Genomic DNA, 19,600 nt, shown 5'->3' with positions numbered 1-19,600 from the left:
CCATGAACACCCTTGAACTCAGCACTACGACGGCGGACCTCACCGCCCCCGTCATCTCACGATCCGACGTCCTGGTAGTCGGAGGTGGTCCCGCAGGCGTCGCCGCAGCGGTTACCGCCGCCCGCTCAGGAGCCAAAGTCACGCTCCTGGAACGCTACTCATCCTTGGGCGGACTCGCTTCCGGCGGTATGGTCCTGGTTCTCGATGACATGATCAATGGCCAGGAAATCACCGTCACCGGCATCGTCTCCGAGTACGTGGAGCGCTTGCAAAAGCTTGGCCTGGCAATCGTCCCGCCCGCCGATGACCGCAAGACTTCCGAGGAACTCTGGAACAAGTGGGGCCGCTACGGCACCTTCGATTTCCACTCGCACACCAACCCCAAGCCCATCTGCTACGCCGCGGCTTTCGATCCCGACGGTTGGAAGCGCGTCTCCAACGACCTCGTCCGAGAGGCCGGCGTGGACCTCCGCCTGCACTCCTGGTTCTCCCGTCCCATTGTGGACAACGGCGTGATCAAGGGCGTCATCTGCGAAACGAAACTCGGCCCGCAGGCGTTCATGGCCGACGTCGTGATCGACACCACCGGCGACATCGACGTCGCCTCCCGCGCCGGCGCCAGCTACGCCAAGGACAACTACCTCACCACGCTCGTTTTCCGATTGGGCAATGTGAACACCAAGGCAGCCGAAGCCTTCGAACAAGCCAACCCGAAGGAAGCGCGCGCCATCAACCGCAAGATCAAGCGCCTCCTCGGCGGCGCCTGGGAACTCTGGTGGCTCAAGACACCCATCGACGGCGTGGTCTGGTGCAACGCCCCGCACATGAGCGGATTCGACGGCGTTGACCCGGCGGACATGACTGCTGCTGAGTTCGCCGCCCGTGACCGCATCTCCGAGGCCGTAGAATACGTCCGCGCCAACCTGCCTGGCTTCGAAAACTGCTACATGCTGGACGTAGCCTCCCAGATGGGAGTCCGCCAGACCCGGCTCCTGCAAGGCGAGTACGTCATGACCAAGGACGACGTCACCCAGCGGCGCCACTTCGCGGACACCGTTGCCCGCGGCCGTGACTACTACTACCCGTACCGCTCGCTGCTCCCCAAGGAAGTGGACCAGCTCCTGGTCGCCGGCCGCCACTACTCCGCCACCCCCGAGGCACAGAAAATGTCGCGCGAAATCCCGCCCTGCATGGCAATGGGACAGGCCGTCGGCGTTGCGGCCGCCCTCGCCGTGGAGAACAACGTGTTGGTCCGCGACGTCTCCGCGCTGGATATCCAGCAGGGCATGCGCCGGCATGGTGCTGACCCAGGCGACGTCCCGTCGTCGAACGCTACCGTGGACTCCAACGAGGCGGTGCCGGCATGAGCACCGTTCTCCTCGACCAGACTGAAAGCACGACGACGGCCCCTGCCGCCGCTGCCGCCGGCGCCTCAGCTGCTGCGGCAGTTACCCCGCTGCCGCTTGACGGCATCAAAATCGTGGACTTCACCCAGGTGTTCATGGGTCCGTCCTGCACCCAACTGCTGGGCGATTATGGGGCAGACATCATCAAGGTGGAACGTCCTGGCGCAGGCGATATTTCGCGCAATTCCTTCCCGGATCAAGATGGCCAGGACAACCCGATCTTCCTGTCCATCAACCGGAACAAGCGCAGCGTCTCCGTGGACACCCGCACCGACGAAGGGCGTGAGGTGCTGCACCGGCTCATAGCTGATGCAGACGTAGTGGTCAGCAACTTCCGCTCCGGAGTCATGGAACGGATGGGCTTCGGCTACGAGGACCTGAAAGCTGCGAACCCGGGAATCATCTGGGCCTCGGGCACGGGTTTCGGCCCCGAGGGGCCCTACGCCCATAAAGGTGGCCAGGACGCGATCGCGCAAGCGTATTCGGGAGTGATGTGGCGCCGCGAATCCGATGACGCCAAGCCCTCCATCTACCCCACCACCCTGTGCGACTACATCACCGGCATGCACCTCATGCAGGGCATCCTTCTGGCACTGCGCACGCGCGAAGCGTCAGGAGTGGGCCAGAAGGTGGAAGTGACTATGTACGACTCCATGCTGCACCTGCAGATGCAGGAAGCGTGCATGCAGCTCAACCGCGGCTACGAGGTCAACTGGGGCGCCATGCCGCTGAGCGGTGTCTTCGAAACCACCGACGGCGCCGTATGCATGGTGGGTGGTTTCACGCCCGATCCCCTGGCCAGGATTTCTGAAGCCCTTGGCTTGGACGAGGACCTCACCCGGCGGCCCGAATTCTCCAACCTTGAGCAGCAATTCAAGAACAAGCCCGGACTGCAGGCCATCTTCCGCGAGCGCATCGCCACCAATACCACTGAGTATTGGACACAGCAGCTTGAGGAGCAGGGGCTGCTGAATGCCCCCGTGCACACCCTCGAACAGGCCTTGGCGGACGCGCAAACAGAGGCCAACGGGATGATCGTGGAAGCAGAGCACCCCGGCGTCGGCACTGTCCGTATGCTGAACGCTCCCATCCGGCTCTCCGCCACTCCGCCCACCATCCGCCGCGCCGCACCGCGCCTCGGGGAGCACAATGTGGAGGTCCTGCTGGAGAACGGCTTCGACCACGAGACGATCGAGCGCCTGCAGCAGCTGGGGGTCTTGCGGTGACGGCCACAGCTGTCCAAGCCTCGGTGGAGGCGCCGGTGGATGTTGTGACGCTGACCATCGAGAACCACGTGGCAACTGTGGTCATCGATCGTCAACACGTCCTCAACGCCGTGGATGGCACCACCCATGCACGGCTAAACGAGATCTGGGCCCAGCTTGAGCAGGATCCGTCCGTACGTGCGGTTGTCATCACCGGTGCCGGGTCCCGTGCCTTCTGCGTTGGTGCTGACATGTCGGCGTCCGCCGTGGACAAGACCGGATTGGAATATTGGGCCGGCCTGGACCCCAACGGCTTCGGTGGCCTGAGCCTGCGCACCAGTTTGGACATCCCCGTGATAGCCCGGGTCAACGGCTACGCCTTGGGCGGCGGGATGGAAATGGTGCTGGGTGCCGACATTGTGGTGGCCGCCGACACCGCAAAGTTCGGCTTGACGGAACCTCGCGTTGGGCGATTGGCGCTCGACGGCGGCATCCACCAGTTGGTGCGGCGGATCCCCTATACGCAGGCCATGGGGATGCTCCTGACAGGCCGCAAGGCAGACGCTGCCGAGATGCAGTCCATGGGGCTGGTCAACGAAGTTGTTCCTGCCGAAGAGCTCGACGCCGCTGTGCAGCGCTGGGTGGACCAGATCGTTGCCTGCGCCCCCACCTCAGTCCGCGCGGTGAAGCAGATGGTGACGCAGACCTCCCACCTGACGGCCAGGGAAGCCCGCGGCCTGCGACTTCCGGCTCTTATGGGGGCGCTGGACAGTGAAGACTCCGCAGAGGGAGTGCGTGCTTTCCAGGAAAAGCGCCCCCCAGTCTGGCCGGGGCGTTGAACGGCTCAGTGAACCGGCACGACCACTGACCTGCCCTGCCTACAGAAACCATTTAGAACGAAGTAGAGGAGATACCGATGCCGCCATCAGTCGCGCCCGAATCCCTAAATCCCGAATTCCTAAACTACGCAGTACAGCACCGTGAATCTTTGGCTCCAGGAGTGTGGGGCGTTGTCGCCACGCCATTCCAAGGCAGCACGCTGGACGTGGACCTGGACAGTTTGTCCGAGCTCGTGGAGCATTACGAGGCCATCGGCGCCACGGGACTCACCGTACTGGGAGTCTTCGGCGAAGCAGCCGCACTGACGGCTGAGGAACGCCGGCAAGTGCTGGAAACCGCCGTCGAATGCACCGCGCTGCCATTGGTGGTGGGCGTGACCGCCCTGGCCACCCGGCCCGCCATCGAGGAAGTCCGGGCAGCTCAGGACGTTGCCGGAGAACGCCTGGCAGCTGTGATGGTGCAGGCTAACTCTGCCAAGCCCGAGACGGTGACTGCGCACTTGGATGCCATCCACCGGGCTACCGGCGCCAAGGTGGTCCTGCAGGACTATCCGTTGGCGAGTGGCGTTAGTATCCCCACATCCGCACTGATCAAGGTGATGGCTTCTTGTGATTTCGTCATTGCGGTCAAGGCCGAAGCACCGCCCACCAGCGTCGCGATCGCGGAGCTGCGTGCCGGCGTCGGGATTTCAGTCTTTGGTGGCCTCGGCGGGCAGGGACTCCTGGACGAACTGATGGCTGGCGCAGCAGGCGCAATGACGGGTTTCTCCTACCCTGAAGTCCTCATAGCGTGTGTGCGGGCATGGCAGCAGGATGGCTATGAAGCAGCCCAGCGCGAACTGCTCCCCTATCTGCCGCTGATCAACTTTGAGCAGCAGGCGAAAGTGGCGCTGGCTATTCGCAAGGAGTGCCTGCGCGAACGGGGACTCATCAAGGACTCTGGCGTTCGTGCCCCTGCAGCGGGCTTCCCCGAAGTCCTGCGCGGGAGCATGGGCACACATCTTCGTGAGGCAGCTGCTGCACTTGAAAATGCCACATTGCCGGTAAGGAGCTTCTGATGGATCTACGAATTGCGGGCAAGACAGCCTTGGTCGCCGCTTCCACCGGTGGGCTTGGCCTGGCCGTGGCCCGTGCCCTCGCTGCTGAAGGCGTGCGCGTGGCGATCGTGGGCCGTCGTCGGGACCGCGCAAAGGAGATCGTCGCTGAACTGCAGGCCGCGTACGGAACTGGTACTGCCGGTGCTTCCGGGAACCGTGTTTCCGGTGCTTCCGGCATCGTGACCAAGGGCTTTGACGCCGTGGCGATCGAGGCGGACCTGACCACGCCCGAGGGCATCGAATCGGCAGTCGAACAGACGGTCGCGGACTTGGGACCCATCGATATCCTGGTCCTCAACGGCCCAGGCCCCAAACCCGGTGCCGCAGCCACGCTGAGCTCCGATGACATGGCAGCGGCGTTTGATCTCCTGGTCAAACCGCAGCACGCCTTGGTTTCCCAGGTACTTCCGGGTATGCGGGAACGGCGATGGGGCCGGATCCTGGCTATCGGATCCAGCGGCGTGACAGCCCCGCTTCCCAACCTCGCCGTCTCCAACACCGGACGGGCTGCCCTGGCCGGATACCTCAAGACCCTCGCTGCCGAAGTTGCCTTGGACGAGGTCACCGTTAACCTTCTTCTGCCAGGCCGCATCGCCACCGACCGGGTCACCCAACTTGACCACGCCGCCGCCAAGCGACGCGGTACCACGCTGGAAGACATCCAGCTCGAATCCCGCAAGACCATCCCCGCCCGACGCTATGGAGAACCTGCTGAGTTCGGTGCGGCTGCCGCCTTCCTGTGCAGCGCGCCGGCGTCGTACATCACCGGCGTCGCGCTGAGGTGCGACGGCGGCCTCATCCGTAGCCTCTAGCCACCCCTCCCTCCCGAAATCCTAAGGAACATCATGACTTCCACAGCAGTTGACCCGCAGGCGATCACCGACCCGCAGACGATGACCGCCCAGCACCTCATCAATGGCCAATGGCTCGGAGACGCGGACACACAGCGAATGAATCCGGCCCGGCCAGGCGAACTCGCAGCCCTCTCACCCAGCGGCAGCGCCCAGGACGTGGACGCCGCCATCACCGCGGCCGTCGCAGCCCAACCGTCATGGGCGGCCCTGCCAGCACCAGCCCGGGGCGCCATCCTCATCGCGGCCGGAAACCTGCTCAACGAGCGCCAACACGCCATCGCCGAAGACCTGGTCCGTGAGGAAGGAAAGACGCTGGCGGAGGCAAAGGGTGAGGTCAAGCGTGCCTCTGACGTGCTGCGCTTCTTCGGCTCGCTGGGCTGGGCAGCAACCGGCGAAGTGTTGCCAAGCGGCCTGCCAGACACCACCATCACGACGCGTCGCGAACCGTTGGGCGTGGTGGGACTCATTACCCCGTGGAACTTTCCCATCGCCATTCCGGCATGGAAAACCGCGCCTGCCCTGATCAGCGGCAACGCCGTGGTGATCAAACCCGCCGAGCTCACTCCGTTGTCCACCACCCATCTGGCACGTGCCCTGCAGGACGCCGGACTGCCCTCCGGCGTGTTCAACGTGGTGCACGGGAAGGGCCGCGTGGTGGGTGACGCGCTGGCCCGGGACCCCCGCATTGCCGGCTTGTCGTTCACGGGTTCCACCAATGTTGGCCTTGGGCTGCAGGAGATCCTCAATGCCCGGCGCGCCCGGGTACAGCTCGAAATGGGCGGCAAAAACGGTGTGCTGGTGCTGGATGACGCCGATCCCCGCAAAGCTGCAAAGGTAGTAGCGGCAGGCGCATTCGGCCTGACGGGACAGGCGTGCACAGCAACGTCCCGCGTCTACGTGACGCCCGGCATCCGCTCCGCCTTCCTCGAGGCCTTGGTGCAGGAGGCCGCCGACTACACGAGCGGTGACGGACTTGATGGCGACGCCCGGATGGGCGCTGTAGTGAGCAGGCAGCAATTCGAGCAGGACCAGGCAGCGGTGCGTACCGCCGTCGAACGCGGGGCCACACTTCTGCACGGACAGTACGACGGCGACCCCAGCGGGGCGCTGTTCTTCCCGGCGGCGATTCTCGCCGGGCTGCCGTTCGACGACGCCGCCGTAACGGAAGAGATCTTCGGTCCAGTAGTGGCCGTTCTCGAAGTGGCCGACTATGAAACCGGCCTCGCCGCCATCAATGACTCCCGCTACGGGCTCACGGCCGGCATCTGCACGGACTCGCTGGCCCTCGCCACGGACTTCGCTGCCAGGGCGCAAGCTGGCGTGGTGAAGATCAACCGGCCCACTGCCGGGCTGGACCTGAACGTCCCCTTCGGCGGCGTGAAGGATTCCTCCACCAACACCTTCCGCGAGCAAGGCAGGTCCGCCCTGGACTTCTACACCTGGGGCAAGACCGTCTACACCGGTGTTTAGTACGCCATGAGCTACGTGATCGCACAGCCCTGCGTGGATGTGAAGGACAAGGCGTGCATTGACGAATGCCCGGTGGATTGCATCTACGAGGGCGAACGCTCGCTCTACATCCATCCGTCCGAGTGCGTTGACTGCGGGGCATGCGATCCCGTGTGCCCCGTAGAGGCGATCTACTACGCGGAGGACGTGCCTGACGAGTGGGCAGACTACGTCAGGGCGAACGCGGAGTTCTTCGAGGCGGATATCTTCGAGGACGTGGGCCGCGATCATCCTGTGGTGACCGCGGCCCCGGTGCGGGTCTTGTAGTCGGTCTGGCCAACGCCGAGTCCAACTAGCCAACATCGCGGGTTTGGAAGCCGTACCGATCAACGACGTGAAGCGGCGTCTTCAATGTCCACGTACGCTGTCACGCCCCCTCGACGGCGTTACCTTCGCATCCCGCCAAAGAGACGGGTGTACTCTATCCACCGGGTGCGTGTCGCCCCCTACAGTGCAGACCTTCAGAGGAGCCGACTATGGCTGATGACAGGGTGACCCGAAAGCAGTGCCACGTGCGACGGGACCGGGGGCGGTGAACAAGAACCGGCTCGAGGCGTTCAGTGACGGCGTACTGGCCATCATCATCACCATCATGGTCCTGGAGCTGCACACCCCGGAAGCGCCAACATGGGAGGGTGTTGCCGCAGTTCTGCCGACCCTTTTCAGCTACCTTCTGAGCTTCGTGTATGTCGGGATCTACTGGAACAACCACCACCACATGATCCACCTGGCCGGGCGAGTGAACGGCGGGATCCTCTGGGCCAATTTGCACCTGCTGTTCTGGCTGTCGCTCTTCCCCTTCACGACACGGTGGATGGATGAGTCCGGCTTCGTGCAGGTCCCCGTCCTGTTGTATGGAATCAACCTGCTGTGTGCTGCGATCGCATACTACATCCTGGAACGTCGGCTGATCGCCGCCCAAGGCAGGGACGGGGCCCTGGCCCGGGCTCTCGGCCGTGACTGGAAAGGCAAAGCCTCCCCCGTGATCTATGCTGTCGGCATCGCAGTCACACCGATCCAGCCCCTTTTCGGGATCGCCATCTTCACCGTCGTGGCGCTGATCTGGCTGGTGCCGGACCGCCGGGTTGAGCACTTTGTCGCCAGGACTCATCAAGGCGACAACGGCGCCGGCTAATCGGTAAAGCGGTCTACGTGCACGTTCCCGGACTATGACTCTTTTCGGCAACGGACGTCTACTCTTCGCGGTCGATCTCCGACCGGCTCACTCAGAGGGCAGAAGCCAGCGAACGGGCATGGAGAGCCCCGCCGGGCTTGACATGTTCATCCAACATCAGTCGATCGTGAAGACGAGTAAGGAGCCTGTGGCGGTAGCTACGAGCTTGCCTCTGGCGTCGGTGACAGTCGCGTCCGCGAAGGCAACGCGATTGCCGGGCTTCGATACAACGCCTACACAGGTCAATGGGCCGCTGTCAGCAAGCACTGAGCGAAGGTAGTTCACCTTAATCTCTATGGAGGTGTAACCCTGGCCTTTGGGAAGGGTCGTCTGCACGGCGCAACCAAGGGCGGAATCGAGCAGGGTGCATAGGAGCCCGCCGTGAACCGAGCCGATTGGGTTGTAATGGGACTCGTCGGGATCACAGGTAAAGGTGGCAGTGCCCGGTGCCGCATCCACCAGGGTCATGTTCAGTAATTCGCCCATCGGTGGGGGTGGCAGTTTTTTGCCCATCATTGCGTGCAGGTATTCCAAGCCGCTCATGCCGGGCATGGCAGCCGCGCCAATGGCCGGATCGTCCCAGGCTACGACTCGTTTACGCTCGCTCACTAATGCTCCTCTTGTTCGCTTCAATTACCTACCGCTATGGGAGCCCGGACTGCATTGCCCCATTCTGTCCAGGAACCGTCGTAGTTCCTCACCCGGTCCATACCCAACAGGAAAGTCAGGGCAAACCAGGAATGGCTTGAACGCTCACCAATCCGGCAGTAGGTAATAACTTCATCGTCCACCTTGAGGCCAATTTCATGGAAGTAGATCTCCTCCAGTTCCCTTCGCGGCCTGAACGTTCCATTATCCGAAACAGCCCGCGCCCACGGGACATTGCGCGCCCCAGGGATATGCCCTCCACGGAGGACCCCCTCCTGCGGGTAGTCGGGAATTGAAGTCCGCTCACCCGTGTACTCCTCAGGGCTGCGGATGTCGATGAGGGATAGGCCGAGGTGTTCCTGGACGTCATCCTTGAACGCCCGGATGGACGAGTCATCGCGCGTGACTACCGGATAGGACGTTGCGGTCCTGGCGGGCGGCAGCGACGTCTCGAGGGGACGCCCTTCAGAGATCCACGTTTCCCGCCCGCCGTCGAGCAAGCGGACGTCAGGATGGCCAAAGAGCCGGAACACCCAGAGGGTATAGGCAGCCCACCAGTTGTGCTTGTCACCATAAATGACAACGGTGCTGTCCCGAGAAATACCCTTGGACGCCATAAGATTGGCAAATTCCCACCCTGTCAAATAGTCGCGGATAACAGGATCGTTCAGATCTGTATGCCAATCAATTTTGACGGCCGACGGAATGTGGCCCAGTTCATAAAGAAGCGGATCCTCGTCAGACTCCACGATGACCAGTCTGTCATCAGCCATGTGCCGTACAAGCCATTCGGCTGTAACCAGTCTGTCAGAATGCGCGTACTCAGTGATTCGGGCGGAATTGTCAGGAGGTAAAGCTTGCATTGAGGTCCTTAGTGGGGTTAATAGCCCGGTGAGCGAAAAGACCCCTTCTGCCCACTGTTCACGAACGAACAGAAATGGGAGTCAATTCACGAGCCTTGATTCAAGTTTTCGGGCCCGGTGCGCCCGGAGATTCGCCGGGTTTCCGCAGATTTTTACGTCATGCCACACGCCGCTGTTGTTGCGTGAGCGATCAAAGAACGCAACCCTGCATTTTTCGCTGCGGCACAGTTTGAGCCGATGCCAGGTCCCTGCCAGTTGCGCCTGGAAAATCTCCGTCATGGCCAGGGATTCAATATGCCCGGCTCCGGCTCCCTGCGGTTCAGCTTGGATCTCGCCATTCGATTTGAGCCTCAAGGATGTGGCGGTCGTCCAGACTGTGGGCAAAGCGTCGATGTCGGAACCAACGACGGCGTCCGGGTCGCCTCCGGCGTTTAGGGTGCCTGCAAGTTCATCACGAAAGTACCGCAGGTGTTCCAGGTCGCGTTCCGTAAGTTTGACTTCGACATAACGCCGGCCGGTGGCCAGTGCCCACTGTTTCAGTCCAGCATCCAGCCAATCCTGGGCAAGCCCGAGATCAAGCAACAAATCGGTCCTTCGCGGCTTTCCAGCGGATTTCGTGTTGAGCAGGTCATGCACAAAACCGAGCCCTCCAGGAGCACATTCCATGTCATAGCGTTGCGTCGCGTTCCAGTCGCTCACTGCATCCCCTCTCGCCAACTTTCAGGGCACCCTTGGCCATCCACCATGTTAAGTGCGATTAGCGCCCTTGAAATTCCAACACGGGGCGCGGCCTTCCCGCTTCCAGTGCCTCCACGGCCGATTTCAGCCCGGTTTGGGTGTCTTCGCGTTCAAACAACGGCATGGCGATATCGAACATCGCTTGGTCTGCCGCAGCGACGCCGCCCAACGACCAGGTTCTCAGGAGTGCCTTATGCGCAGCGTATGCCTGTGTAGCTCCGGTGGCGATGCGCTGGGCAAACGCCAAGACTTCTTCCGTGAGCTTGTCCTCGGAAACGACGCGGTTCACGACTCCTGCACGGTCCATTTCAGAAGCGGATACTTTCTCCGAAGTCATAGCCCATTCTGCTGCCCGGCTCTTGCCTGCCCTTTCGGCAACCCGGTAGATGCCACCCAAGAGGGTAACGATGCCAAGAGTTTGTTCGGGATGCCCGAACTCGGCTGATTCTGCTGCGAAAATGAGGTCAGCCCGCAGGGCGAGTTCAAACCCTCCTCCAAAGCAAAGACCCTGGACTTCGGCAATCACCGGCATCGGCAGCAGCTCCAACTGGTTGAAGACTGACATGTACCGCTCAAACAAGGCACGCAACTCCCGCGTTTCCGCGCCCGGCCACGTCATGATGTCGCCTCCGAAGCTGAAGTCCGCACCTTCAGCCCGAATGATGACCACACGGGCGTCGCTCCTGCCTATCGCGGTTATGGCTTCGGAAAGCTCGTCCGCCATCTGGAGGTCGATTCGGTTCTGGGGTGGATTGTCCAGGATGATGGTGGCAATCTGGTCGTGGACCGTGAACGTAAGGTGGGTCATTGGCATAAGCCCTTTCGCTAGGAAGTAGTTGCGAACCAGCTGAATCCGAAGGAATCAGTCGGCGGAGTAGAAACGGGATTCATCGCCCACGGACTTTCCGAGGCGTTTCCCCAGTTCAGCCGAAAACCGGAGCGCTGCGTCAAGCGGGCGATGGTGGATGGCGGCCGAGACGATCTGGCCGGCTTCGTCCTTGGTGAGGATAGTGACTCCATAGATTTTGAGACCGCTGAACGCGGTGGCCTGCCATTCAAGGTAGGTGCGCGGCCCATTGACGGTTTGATGGGTGAACTCAAGCGATTCGTAAATAGAGCTGGCTGCGCTCATTACCGCTTTCACGTTCTCCCGGCCGGTGATCGGCGACCGGATGACGGAGGCCTCAAGGACAACGTCGCGGTGGAAGGCCTCGCCGAAGTCGTCCGCGGATTTGCTGGCAAAGGCATTTATCCATCCCTGGGCGTCTGCTCCGCCAGACGTAGTGGCAGAGGCTTCAGAAACTTCTTTGAGGAATCGCCCGATGAGTCCTGCCACGTTCCGAGGCTGCTCGACGTGAGGCCAGTGGCCCGCCCCACTGAGCACTTCCTCCTTGACGTGTCGGAATCGCGGGGCGACAGCTGAAGAGACCAGCTCGGCGGTGGCGAACGGGTCTGCGTCACCGCGGATTATTAACACTGGTGAGCTAAATTCACTCTCCGCAGGGGCGTTCGGAATCCCTTCGTTCCAGCAGTCGACGAGATGGGTAACGACTTCTGGACGGATGCGGCCCCCTATATAGGTGAGCTTGTCCAACCCGAACTCGTTCAACCCGCCGCCAAGGTACTTCCGGATCCCTCGTTGGGCTTCTGCATCCCCGCCCACATGCCGGAAAGGGCCAACAGCTTCCTCAGGAAGGTGGGTCCCCGCCAAAGGCACCGGGGTAACAAATACAGCACCCACCACCTTGCCTGGATGGCGGACAGCAACAAGTTCAGCCACCAACGTTCCCATGCTTTGCGCCACGACCACGACGGGCCTGTCCAGACCCGCCACGACCCGAGCGACGTCGTCGGCGTATCGCTCCAGGCTGTACGGGCCTTCGTCCCCGCTCCGGTCCCCCATCCCTGCCAGGTCCAACCTCAGAAACTGGGCGTTTGCGGTGGCGAGTTCAGAGACGACGTCGTCCCAGACACTCTGATCATCCAGGAATCCGTGGATGAAAAGCACGGCCACGTCGCCGCTGCCAGTGGTTGTCAACGAGGGGTCCTGCTTCTGCAACTGCTCCATTACAGTGCTCATCTACTGCTCCTTGGTGAGGGTCGAGCCGGATGGGGACCAGGCTGCTGTATTGATGGGTGACCAGTCATTCGGCTGACCGTCCAGCCGTGCCATGCGTTGATTGTGCTTGGACTTCAGGAGTTCATCCTCGAGGGGCGTGGTGAACACGTTTTCAACCAGGGTGTACTCAGCCGCCAACCGCCCGACGGCAGTAACTGCTGCCGTATCAATCCGGCCTCGTTCCAGGTAAAGCTCGTCCTTGACATGGAAACGGACAACTTCGCCCCAGACCACGTGATCGTTCATCTCGCCGACAGGGATGATGCGGTTAACGATGCATTCCATTGCGATGGGGGCGTCTTTGATCCTGGGCGCAGACACGGCTTGTGAAGCCTCTTTTTCAAGACCCACGGCCTCAAACTCGTCGATACCCGAGGGAAATTCGAAGGCCGAGGAGTGCAGGGCGTGTGCCTGTGGAAGCGTCGCCACGTTGACCACAAAGTTTCCCGTTTCGCGAATGTTGACGAACGTGTCCTTGAGGGTCTTCCCGTCTGAGCGCGGCTGCAGCGAGATCGACACCATGGGCGGCTTTCGCCCCACCGCCGTGAAGAAGGAAATGGGCGCAAGATTGGCCACTCCGTCGGGCGAGACGGTGCTCACCCATGCGATAGCCCTGGGAATGATGCTTCCGATGAGGAGTTTGTAGGAGTCGACGGCGTTGAGATCCGCACTATTGATGATCATGGAGAGCCTGTATCTTTCCTTGTCAGTGTGGGGGCGTTCCTGTAGAAGAAACGCGACCTGAGGCTGCATCGGCGCGGCCTGCGGTGATGGGAAGTTTTGGAGCTTAGTGAAAGTCAGCTGAAGTAAGCGTATCCGTTTTACCTATTTCGGACAAGAGTGTTGATTCAGAATTTCAAAACGCCTTAAGTGGTGCAACCGCGCGGGAGCGGGGACGGCAGCTATCTCTCCAGAACGACAGCAAGCCCCTGCCCTACACCGATGCAGATGGCAGCAACGCCAACACCGCCTCCACGGCGCTTCAGCTCGCGCGCCAGGTGGATAAGAATGCGGGAGCCGGACGCCCCCAGCGGGTGGCCCAGCGCCAACGCTCCACCATGGATATTCACTTTCTCCGGGTCCAGGTCGGGCCAAAGCCGCAGGCACGCCAGGCTTTGGGCGGCGAACGCTTCGTTGAGCTCCACGACGTCCACGTCTGCCCAGGTTTTCCCTGCCCGCGCCAACGCCTGATTGGCAGCCTCTACCGGCGCAATGCCGAAAATATTTGGATCGTTGCCAGCCACTCCGCGTGAAACGATGCGAGCCAGAGGTTCTGTTTCCAGGGCACCCTCACGGCCGATGAGCATAGCCGCTGCCCCATCATTGAGCGGAGAGGAATTGCCCGCCGTTACCGAGCCACCGTCACGGAATGCCGGCTCCAGGCCAGCCAAGGCCACCTCGGAGGTGCCGGGTCGCACGCCCTCATCGGTGTGGAGCGCCGAATCCGGATGGGGCACGACTTCGTCGTCGTAGATGCCCTCGGACCAGGCCTTGGCAGCCAAGCTGTGGCTTCTCACGGCAAACTGGTCTTGCTCGGTCCTTGATATGCCAAACTTGTCGGCCAGGATTTCAGCCGTCTCGCCATTGGAGATGGTCCAGGCCTCGTTCATCCGGGGGTTGACCATTCGCCAGCCCAGCGTCGAACTGTGCAGGGTTTCAGGGCCGGCCGGATACGCCCGCTCGGGTTTTGCCAGGATCCAGGGCGCCCTGCTCATCGATTCAACGCCCCCGGCAACAATCAGCTCCGCATCCCCGATTTCCACAGCACGGCTTGCCTGGATCGCAGCCTCAAGTCCGGAGCCGCACAGTCGATTGACCGTGACGCCAGGCACCGAGGTCGGAAGCCCGGCGAGCAGCGCGGCCATGCGTGCCACATTGCGGTTATCCTCTCCAGCACCATTGGCGTTGCCCAAGATCACCTCGTCAATCCTGTCCGCTTCCAGCCCGGGCTGCCTGTCCACCACTTCGCGGACGACATGGGAGGCCAAATCGTCAGGACGAACGCCGGCCAATGATTTGCCGAATTTTCCAAAGGGGGTACGGATCCCGTCGTAGATGAAGCTGCTTGCCATGCTTCTGCCTTTCGTCGTGCATCGGGGAAGGAAATCTGGAATGGGTGGCCGGCTCGCGGCCGTGAAAGGAGCATACGCCAAAAAGTCTTTGCGGGACAGAGCCTAAAGCTGTACGCTTATTTCACATCTTTACCCCCTTACCCACACCTCACAAATTCCCCGCGGCGCGCGGCGTTGCTCCCGCGGCTTCACCCTGCCCGTCCAGGGGCGCTGGAAAGAAAAGAGAGACTCATGGCAGAACGACTGGATGTTGAATTCGCGGCCGACGGGGGCATCACGCTCCGCGCTTGGCTCTACATCCCGGATGGGCCAGGACCTCATCCGGCCATTACCATGGCACACGGCTATGCGGGAACCCGCGCTCACGGCCTCGCCGCTTACGCCTCCCGCTTTGCCGCCAACGGATTCGTGGTCCTGGTCCACGACCACCGCAATTTCGGCGCGAGCGAGGGAGAACTCCGCCATGACATCAATCCCTGGCAGCAGATCAAGGACTGGCGCCGGGCTGTGACCTACCTCGAAGGCAGGCCTGAAGTGGACCCCTCGCGGATAGGCCTGTGGGGGTCCAGCTACTCCGGCGGGCACGCCTTGGTTTTGGGAGCTACGGAAGAGCGGCTCAAAGCTGTCGTGTCCCAGGTGCCTGCCATCAACGGCCATGTGGCCGGTTCCCGCCGCGCCGTGGGTGACGCGAGGATTGCCCTGGAACAGTCCTTCGTCGACGACGAACGAGGCCAGGCCGCCGGCGAGGCGCCAAAGATGATCGCAGTGGTAAGCAGTGATCCAAACCAGCCTGCCGCATACCGGCTTCCCTCAGCTCTGCGCTTCTACACGCAACCCGGCCCGGAAGAGTACGGCTGGGACAACACCGTCACCTTGCAATCCACCCGGGCAGCGCGCCTCTACGAACCGGGAGTCTGGGCCTCAAGGGTGTCCCCCAAGCCGCTGCTCTTCATCGTGGCCGCTGACGATGAACTGACCGGCACGGACCTGGCCCTCGAGGCCTACGAACAGGCCCAGGAGCCCAAATCGCTCGTGATGCTTCCAGGGGGCCACTTCGAGCCGTATGTAGAAAACTTCGAAGAATCAAGCTCTGCCGCTCTCGATTGGTTTTTGCTGCACCTCTAAACCACCACAAACTTCAGGGAAAGTGACGCATATTATGGCACCTACAACCGAGCTGGTTTACGACGTATTTGTCTCCGGCACCCTGCCTCAAACAGGACGAGGGACACTTCCCAACGGTGACCCCCGCATCTGGTCCCCGCTGTCCTCCACGCTGATCTCCGGACAGGAAAACGCGGTGCTGGTTGACCCGCCCATGACGGTTGACCAGACAACGAGGGTCGGGGACTGGATTGAAGCATCAGGGAAGACACTTAGCCACATCTACATCACCCACGGCCACGGCGACCACTGGTTCGGCGCTGGTCCCCTGGCCGAGCGGTTTCCGGGGGTTACAGTACTGGCAACCCCGGGCACGCTCCAGGAAATGGCCATGCACGGCTCTCCGGAGTTCCGTTCCTCCTTCTGGGACTCGATCTTCCCGGACCAGATTCCGCCCACCACAACAGTGACCCAGCCAGTGGACAATGGGTCGTTTGAACTTGAGGGTCATGAACTGCAGATCATTGAAGTGGGCCATACCGACACTGACAACACCACCATGCTGTTCGTTCCCTCCGTCGGTCTCCTGGTAGCCGGGGACGCCGTCTATAACGGAGTCCACCCCTACCTGACTGAGTCCCAGGACGGGGGTCTCGAAGCCTGGCTGCGGGCGATTGACATCGCGGAGAACCTTGAGCCGAAGTTCGTTGTGGCCGGGCACAAGAATCCCGCATTGCCGGATCTGCCCGGTCAGATCCAAGAGACCCGCAAGTACCTTTTGGACGCATCAAAGCTCCTGGCCGAGGAACCAACGCCGGAGGAGTTCTTCTCCGCAATGCTTGCGCTTCATCCTGACCGCATAAACCCGGGTGCGTTGTGGGGTGCGGCCATGAAATTGCTCAGTTGACCAGCACCGGTGCCCGCGATGGGGCGGTTGCGACGGCTTCGGAAGCGCGGTCGCCCGATCTCGTCACTGAATCACCACCAAAGCCTCCGTCGCACCCCTTCAACCTGTTTGCCATTCCCCTGGGCATCACGGGGCTGGGAGGCACCTGGCAGGCAGCCCGCCTGCCACTTCATGCCCCCGCGTGGCCAGCGGAGGTCTTTTACGGGATCAGTGCCGCTATCTGGTCCGTCCTGCTTATCCGGTACCTGGCAAAAAGTTTCCGATACGGGTCCGAGGGACACTTCGACAAAGAACTGAGGCACCCCGGAAACGGTCCGTCAGCGTCCTTCATTCCCTTGGTGGGCATCCTCCTGAGCAGTCACTACATCGAATACAACAAGGTGTTCTGGTCCGTGCTGTGCCTGTTCTTCGTCATCGCTCTCACGCTCCTCGGAGCAAGGCTTCTGGTCCACTGGGTGACCGGAGGAGTAACCCTGGAATGGGTCCACCCTGGTTACCTGCTTCCCGTTGCCGCAGGTCCCTTCATCGCCAGCATCGGCTTCTCCACCATGGGTTGGCCCCAAGCGGCGATCGCCGCGTGGGGAACCGGTGCTTTTTTCTGGCTGGTGATCGGAACGGTGGTGACGGTGCGCTTCATGGCGGGGATTGAGATGCCGGACGATTTGAAGCCCGTCTTGGCCGGGTATGTGGCCGCCCCCGCAACGGCCTGCGTTGCCTGGATAGTCATTCGCCCGGAGGGTTCCGGAATCATCCAGGCAGGACTCACGGGAATCCTCCTCATGATGATTCTGATGCAGGTGGTTCTGATTCCCCAGTACGCCAGACTGCCGTTTTCGCTGACGTTCTGGATCTTCACCTTCCCGGTGTCAACGTCGGCGAACTACGGCATCCGGTGGCTCAGGACCGTCGACGTCGCCGGCTCGGAACTCATCTCCTGGACCCTCTTGGGCCTTGCCACGGCTTTTGTCCTTGGTACCGGAATACGGACGCTCATTTACGGTTCGCCAGCCAAGAAGCCGCGCTGACGCTTCCGCGCGGCCGTGACCACAGCAAGTCCGCGCGGATGCGCCCAAGTGGATGTTCGACGTCGGGCGCTTGAGTTGTGGGAAACGGTTGCCGTGTGCAGGGGCGACAAGGAAGGACCTTCGGGTGGAGCGGGACTTGTAGAGAGTCCAGCTCCACCCGGAGGTCCTTTCCGCGTTAAGTGCACTCGTCAGCGGGGCATGACTACGGCACGGGCTAATCGAGCCCCGGGCAGCTTTTGGTGCGGGACGCGATTCGCTCTCCCGTCGGCACGTGCCGGAGGCGCTGCCCGCGAACTACGCCTGGAGGCGTGACAGTCCCCGTCCGGAGGTCACCGAACCCGTCTTCCGGGTGACGCCGCAAACAGTCGGGCCACCTTGCTCCGGAGCAGGAGCAAGGTGGCTCGAATTGGGACTCTTTATCGCTGGCGTCCGGTGACCCTGTGGCGATCAGGGCCGTAGATGAGGGCCGCCTTATGAATCGGAACGTGAACGGCGTGTGGTCATCGCCCTGACTGCACCCACGGCCGCAGCTCCCGCCAGGAGCGGAATGGCCAGGGCGAAGAAGATCTGGTCCACGCCCCATCCTGCGCCCAGCATCACGCCACCCAGCAGACCGCTGACGATGGAGCCGGCCTTGCCGAAGCTGTGCATCCATGACACGCCGGTTGCGCGGGCTTCAGTGGGGAAAACCGACGTGCTCAGTGCGTTCATACCGCTGTTGGCACCCACCAGCACAACGCCGATGGTGAAGCCCAGAACCAGCAGCAGGGGCAAGGTCAGGTTGACTGATGCCAGGATCCAGGCCGCTCCGGCGGCCAGCATGAAGGCGGCACCGAGGGATAGGTATTTGCCCAGCTTTTCCATGGCAAAACCGATAGCCAAGGCTCCGATCACACCGCCGATGCCGAACATCGACACCACATTGCCTGTGCCCGCAGCATCGATATTAAGTTGCTTGACGATCAGCGGCAGGTAGTTCAGGAACATATAAACCACTGCGGCGCAGATGAAGTAGCAAAGCCAGATGAGCAGCGATACCACCATAAGTTTCTTGGACAGTACCGCCCTGACACCTCCAACCGGCTTGGCGGCGCCAGCCTGCGGTGCGCCCGTCAGATCCACTGTGTTCATGTCAAAACCCGGGATGATGGCACTCAGTACCTTCGTCACGTTTTCTGTCCGGCCTCCCCTTCGAATCATAAACACCGTTGATTCCGGAAGGCCCCACACCAGTGCGGGCAGGAGAATCAATGCCAGGACTGTTCCGGTTCCGAGCAGCCACTGCCAGCCCAGGGTGGGAAGAATGGTGGATGCCAGGAAGCCGGTGATGACTGTCCCCAGCGGGAAACCGGTGAACGTGATGGCCACAATGGCGGCCTTCCGCTTTTCAGGCGCGAACTCGGCTACGAGCGTGATGACCAGGGGCATGACAGCTCCGAGGAACAGGCATGCCACCACCCGGAAGATTCCCAACATCAGGTCGTTTTGTGCCAGCGCGCCGCCTAAGGTGGCCAGCCCGAATCCTGCCGTGCCTACGATAATCGGGAGCCTTCGGCCGATCTGGTCCGATAGCGGGCCGGCAACCATGGAACCGACAGTAAGCCCCACAACTCCCAGCGTCACCATGGTGGTAACAATGGCCAGCGAGGTACCCCACTGGGTGACTATTTGTGGGTAAATGAATCCCCACAGGCCGATTTCAACTCCTTCCAGGGTCATGGTCAGGAACCCGAGAAGGATGATTACGCGCCTCCTGTTGCCAAGCGGCGCTTCATTGAGTATTTCCTGAACGGTCAAGCGGGAGGATCCCGGGGTCCGGAGGCCGGTCGTCTTTGACGCCTCGTTGGCAATTGCCATGTTGTTCGCCTTTCTAATGCACGCCGTCGTTGGCGTGCGTGAGCTGATGCGAAGCTCGTAGTGCTCGTGGATCGGGGCACGCAGTCTTCCATGGGCGATTGCCGTCTAGGTTGTTCACTTGCGCCTTGCTCATGGCAACCGAACCCTCAAGTGTGATCGGGGACACAAGGTGAACTCTGCGAT

Annotated in this window: 19 protein-coding genes; 11 read left to right on the top strand and 8 right to left on the bottom strand. The window is 61.8% G+C overall.

Translation table 11 applies throughout. The features are described from left to right. Window positions 1-2: 2 nt before the first annotated feature. The 8 genes from LDN75_RS05270 (at window position 3) to LDN75_RS05235 (ending at window position 8,045) form a co-directional block, all read left to right on the top strand. Window positions 3-1,367 (top strand): FAD-dependent oxidoreductase, encoded by a 1,365-nt coding sequence (locus LDN75_RS05270; RefSeq protein ID WP_223936110.1) that lies wholly within the window; start codon window positions 3-5, stop codon window positions 1,365-1,367. Further along, a complete protein-coding gene (locus LDN75_RS05265; RefSeq protein WP_223936109.1) occupies window positions 1,364-2,632 on the top strand; it encodes a CaiB/BaiF CoA-transferase family protein in 1,269 nt (422 codons plus the stop codon). The genes LDN75_RS05270 and LDN75_RS05265 overlap by 4 nt, the downstream gene beginning before the upstream one ends. Then, a complete protein-coding gene (locus LDN75_RS05260; protein ID WP_223936108.1) occupies window positions 2,629-3,450 on the top strand; it encodes an enoyl-CoA hydratase-related protein in 822 nt (273 codons plus the stop codon). The genes LDN75_RS05265 and LDN75_RS05260 overlap by 4 nt, the downstream gene beginning before the upstream one ends. A gap of 77 nt (window positions 3,451-3,527) precedes the next feature. Further along, on the top strand, window positions 3,528-4,508 hold the full coding sequence (locus LDN75_RS05255) for a dihydrodipicolinate synthase family protein (protein ID WP_223936107.1): 981 nt from the start codon (window positions 3,528-3,530) through the stop codon (window positions 4,506-4,508). Beyond that, window positions 4,508-5,359, top strand: coding sequence for an SDR family oxidoreductase (locus LDN75_RS05250; protein ID WP_223936106.1), 852 nt, complete (start codon window positions 4,508-4,510; stop codon window positions 5,357-5,359). The genes LDN75_RS05255 and LDN75_RS05250 overlap by 1 nt, the downstream gene beginning before the upstream one ends. 33 nt (window positions 5,360-5,392) lie before the next feature. Next, window positions 5,393-6,871 (top strand): aldehyde dehydrogenase family protein, encoded by a 1,479-nt coding sequence (locus LDN75_RS05245; protein WP_223936105.1) that lies wholly within the window; start codon window positions 5,393-5,395, stop codon window positions 6,869-6,871. 6 nt (window positions 6,872-6,877) lie between these two features. Beyond that, complete coding sequence (gene fdxA / locus LDN75_RS05240; RefSeq protein WP_223936104.1) at window positions 6,878-7,177, top strand: ferredoxin; 300 nt, start codon at window positions 6,878-6,880, stop codon at window positions 7,175-7,177. A 265-nt stretch (window positions 7,178-7,442) separates the two neighbouring features. After that, window positions 7,443-8,045: a TMEM175 family protein gene (locus tag LDN75_RS05235; RefSeq protein ID WP_223936103.1), complete on the top strand. Its 603-nt coding sequence runs from the start codon at window positions 7,443-7,445 to the stop codon at window positions 8,043-8,045. Between the two features lie 156 nt (window positions 8,046-8,201). Here LDN75_RS05235 and LDN75_RS05230 read toward each other — a convergent pair whose 3' ends face one another. The 7 genes from LDN75_RS05230 to LDN75_RS05200 all read right to left on the bottom strand — a co-directional run bounded on the left by LDN75_RS05230 (window position 8,202) and on the right by LDN75_RS05200 (window position 14,524). After that, window positions 8,202-8,693, bottom strand: a complete 492-nt coding sequence (locus LDN75_RS05230; protein WP_223936102.1) for a PaaI family thioesterase — start codon at window positions 8,691-8,693, stop codon at window positions 8,202-8,204. Between the two features lie 20 nt (window positions 8,694-8,713). Then, complete coding sequence (locus LDN75_RS05225; protein WP_223936101.1) at window positions 8,714-9,595, bottom strand: sulfurtransferase; 882 nt, start codon at window positions 9,593-9,595, stop codon at window positions 8,714-8,716. 81 nt (window positions 9,596-9,676) lie between these two features. Beyond that, window positions 9,677-10,294 carry a CGNR zinc finger domain-containing protein gene (locus LDN75_RS05220; RefSeq protein WP_223936100.1) on the bottom strand — a complete coding sequence of 206 codons (618 nt, stop codon included), beginning with the start codon at window positions 10,292-10,294 and terminating at the stop codon, window positions 9,677-9,679. A gap of 58 nt (window positions 10,295-10,352) precedes the next feature. Beyond that, complete coding sequence (locus LDN75_RS05215; protein ID WP_223936099.1) at window positions 10,353-11,141, bottom strand: enoyl-CoA hydratase/isomerase family protein; 789 nt, start codon at window positions 11,139-11,141, stop codon at window positions 10,353-10,355. Window positions 11,142-11,195: 54 nt separating this feature from the next. After that, window positions 11,196-12,413 carry an alpha/beta fold hydrolase gene (locus LDN75_RS05210; protein WP_223936098.1) on the bottom strand — a complete coding sequence of 406 codons (1,218 nt, stop codon included), beginning with the start codon at window positions 12,411-12,413 and terminating at the stop codon, window positions 11,196-11,198. Beyond that, entirely contained in the window at window positions 12,414-13,136 is a 723-nt protein-coding gene (locus LDN75_RS05205) for a flavin reductase family protein (RefSeq protein WP_223936097.1), read from the bottom strand. It abuts the gene before it with no gap. Window positions 13,137-13,354: 218 nt separating this feature from the next. Beyond that, window positions 13,355-14,524: a thiolase family protein gene (locus LDN75_RS05200; protein WP_223936096.1), complete on the bottom strand. Its 1,170-nt coding sequence runs from the start codon at window positions 14,522-14,524 to the stop codon at window positions 13,355-13,357. A 33-nt stretch (window positions 14,525-14,557) separates the two neighbouring features. Here LDN75_RS05200 and LDN75_RS05195 point away from each other — a divergent pair, with 33 nt between their 5' ends. The 3 genes from LDN75_RS05195 to LDN75_RS05185 are packed head-to-tail and all read left to right on the top strand — an operon-like array spanning window position 14,558 to window position 17,560. Continuing rightward, window positions 14,558-15,649 (top strand): alpha/beta hydrolase, encoded by a 1,092-nt coding sequence (locus LDN75_RS05195; protein WP_346347173.1) that lies wholly within the window; start codon window positions 14,558-14,560, stop codon window positions 15,647-15,649. Window positions 15,650-15,683: 34 nt separating this feature from the next. After that, window positions 15,684-16,535: an MBL fold metallo-hydrolase gene (locus LDN75_RS05190; RefSeq protein ID WP_223936095.1), complete on the top strand. Its 852-nt coding sequence runs from the start codon at window positions 15,684-15,686 to the stop codon at window positions 16,533-16,535. Then, the gene (locus LDN75_RS05185; protein ID WP_223936094.1) at window positions 16,532-17,560 is read left to right on the top strand and encodes a TDT family transporter; all 1,029 of its coding nucleotides are present in this window, start codon (window positions 16,532-16,534) and stop codon (window positions 17,558-17,560) included. The genes LDN75_RS05190 and LDN75_RS05185 overlap by 4 nt, the downstream gene beginning before the upstream one ends. 471 nt (window positions 17,561-18,031) lie before the next feature. On the opposite strand, the gene LDN75_RS05180 is transcribed toward LDN75_RS05185, so the two are convergent. Beyond that, a complete protein-coding gene (locus tag LDN75_RS05180) occupies window positions 18,032-19,417 on the bottom strand; it encodes an MFS transporter (RefSeq protein ID WP_223936093.1) in 1,386 nt (461 codons plus the stop codon). Window positions 19,418-19,600: the final 183 nt, after the last annotated feature.

Source organism: Arthrobacter sp. StoSoilB5, from assembly GCF_019977235.1.
Taxonomy (GTDB): Bacteria; Actinomycetota; Actinomycetes; order Actinomycetales; family Micrococcaceae; genus Arthrobacter.
This window is presented reverse-complemented; position numbering and strand designations above follow the sequence as displayed.

Excerpts from the sequence above, each read along its gene's own strand:
- LDN75_RS05270 (WP_223936110.1), top strand. The coding sequence starts at position 3 with ATGAACACCCTTGAACTCAGCACTACGACGGCGGACCTCACCGCCCCC.
- LDN75_RS05265 (WP_223936109.1), top strand. The coding sequence starts at position 1,364 with ATGAGCACCGTTCTCCTCGACCAGACTGAAAGCACGACGACGGCCCCT.
- LDN75_RS05255 (WP_223936107.1), top strand. The coding sequence starts at position 3,528 with ATGCCGCCATCAGTCGCGCCCGAATCCCTAAATCCCGAATTCCTAAAC.
- LDN75_RS05250 (WP_223936106.1), top strand. The coding sequence starts at position 4,508 with ATGGATCTACGAATTGCGGGCAAGACAGCCTTGGTCGCCGCTTCCACC.
- LDN75_RS05245 (WP_223936105.1), top strand. The coding sequence starts at position 5,393 with ATGACTTCCACAGCAGTTGACCCGCAGGCGATCACCGACCCGCAGACG.
- fdxA (WP_223936104.1), top strand. The coding sequence starts at position 6,878 with ATGAGCTACGTGATCGCACAGCCCTGCGTGGATGTGAAGGACAAGGCG.
- LDN75_RS05225 (WP_223936101.1), bottom strand. The coding sequence starts at position 9,595 with ATGCAAGCTTTACCTCCTGACAATTCCGCCCGAATCACTGAGTACGCG.
- LDN75_RS05215 (WP_223936099.1), bottom strand. The coding sequence starts at position 11,141 with ATGACCCACCTTACGTTCACGGTCCACGACCAGATTGCCACCATCATC.
- LDN75_RS05210 (WP_223936098.1), bottom strand. The coding sequence starts at position 12,413 with ATGAGCACTGTAATGGAGCAGTTGCAGAAGCAGGACCCCTCGTTGACA.
- LDN75_RS05205 (WP_223936097.1), bottom strand. The coding sequence starts at position 13,136 with ATGATCATCAATAGTGCGGATCTCAACGCCGTCGACTCCTACAAACTC.
- LDN75_RS05200 (WP_223936096.1), bottom strand. The coding sequence starts at position 14,524 with ATGGCAAGCAGCTTCATCTACGACGGGATCCGTACCCCCTTTGGAAAA.
- LDN75_RS05190 (WP_223936095.1), top strand. The coding sequence starts at position 15,684 with ATGGCACCTACAACCGAGCTGGTTTACGACGTATTTGTCTCCGGCACC.
- LDN75_RS05180 (WP_223936093.1), bottom strand. The coding sequence starts at position 19,417 with ATGGCAATTGCCAACGAGGCGTCAAAGACGACCGGCCTCCGGACCCCG.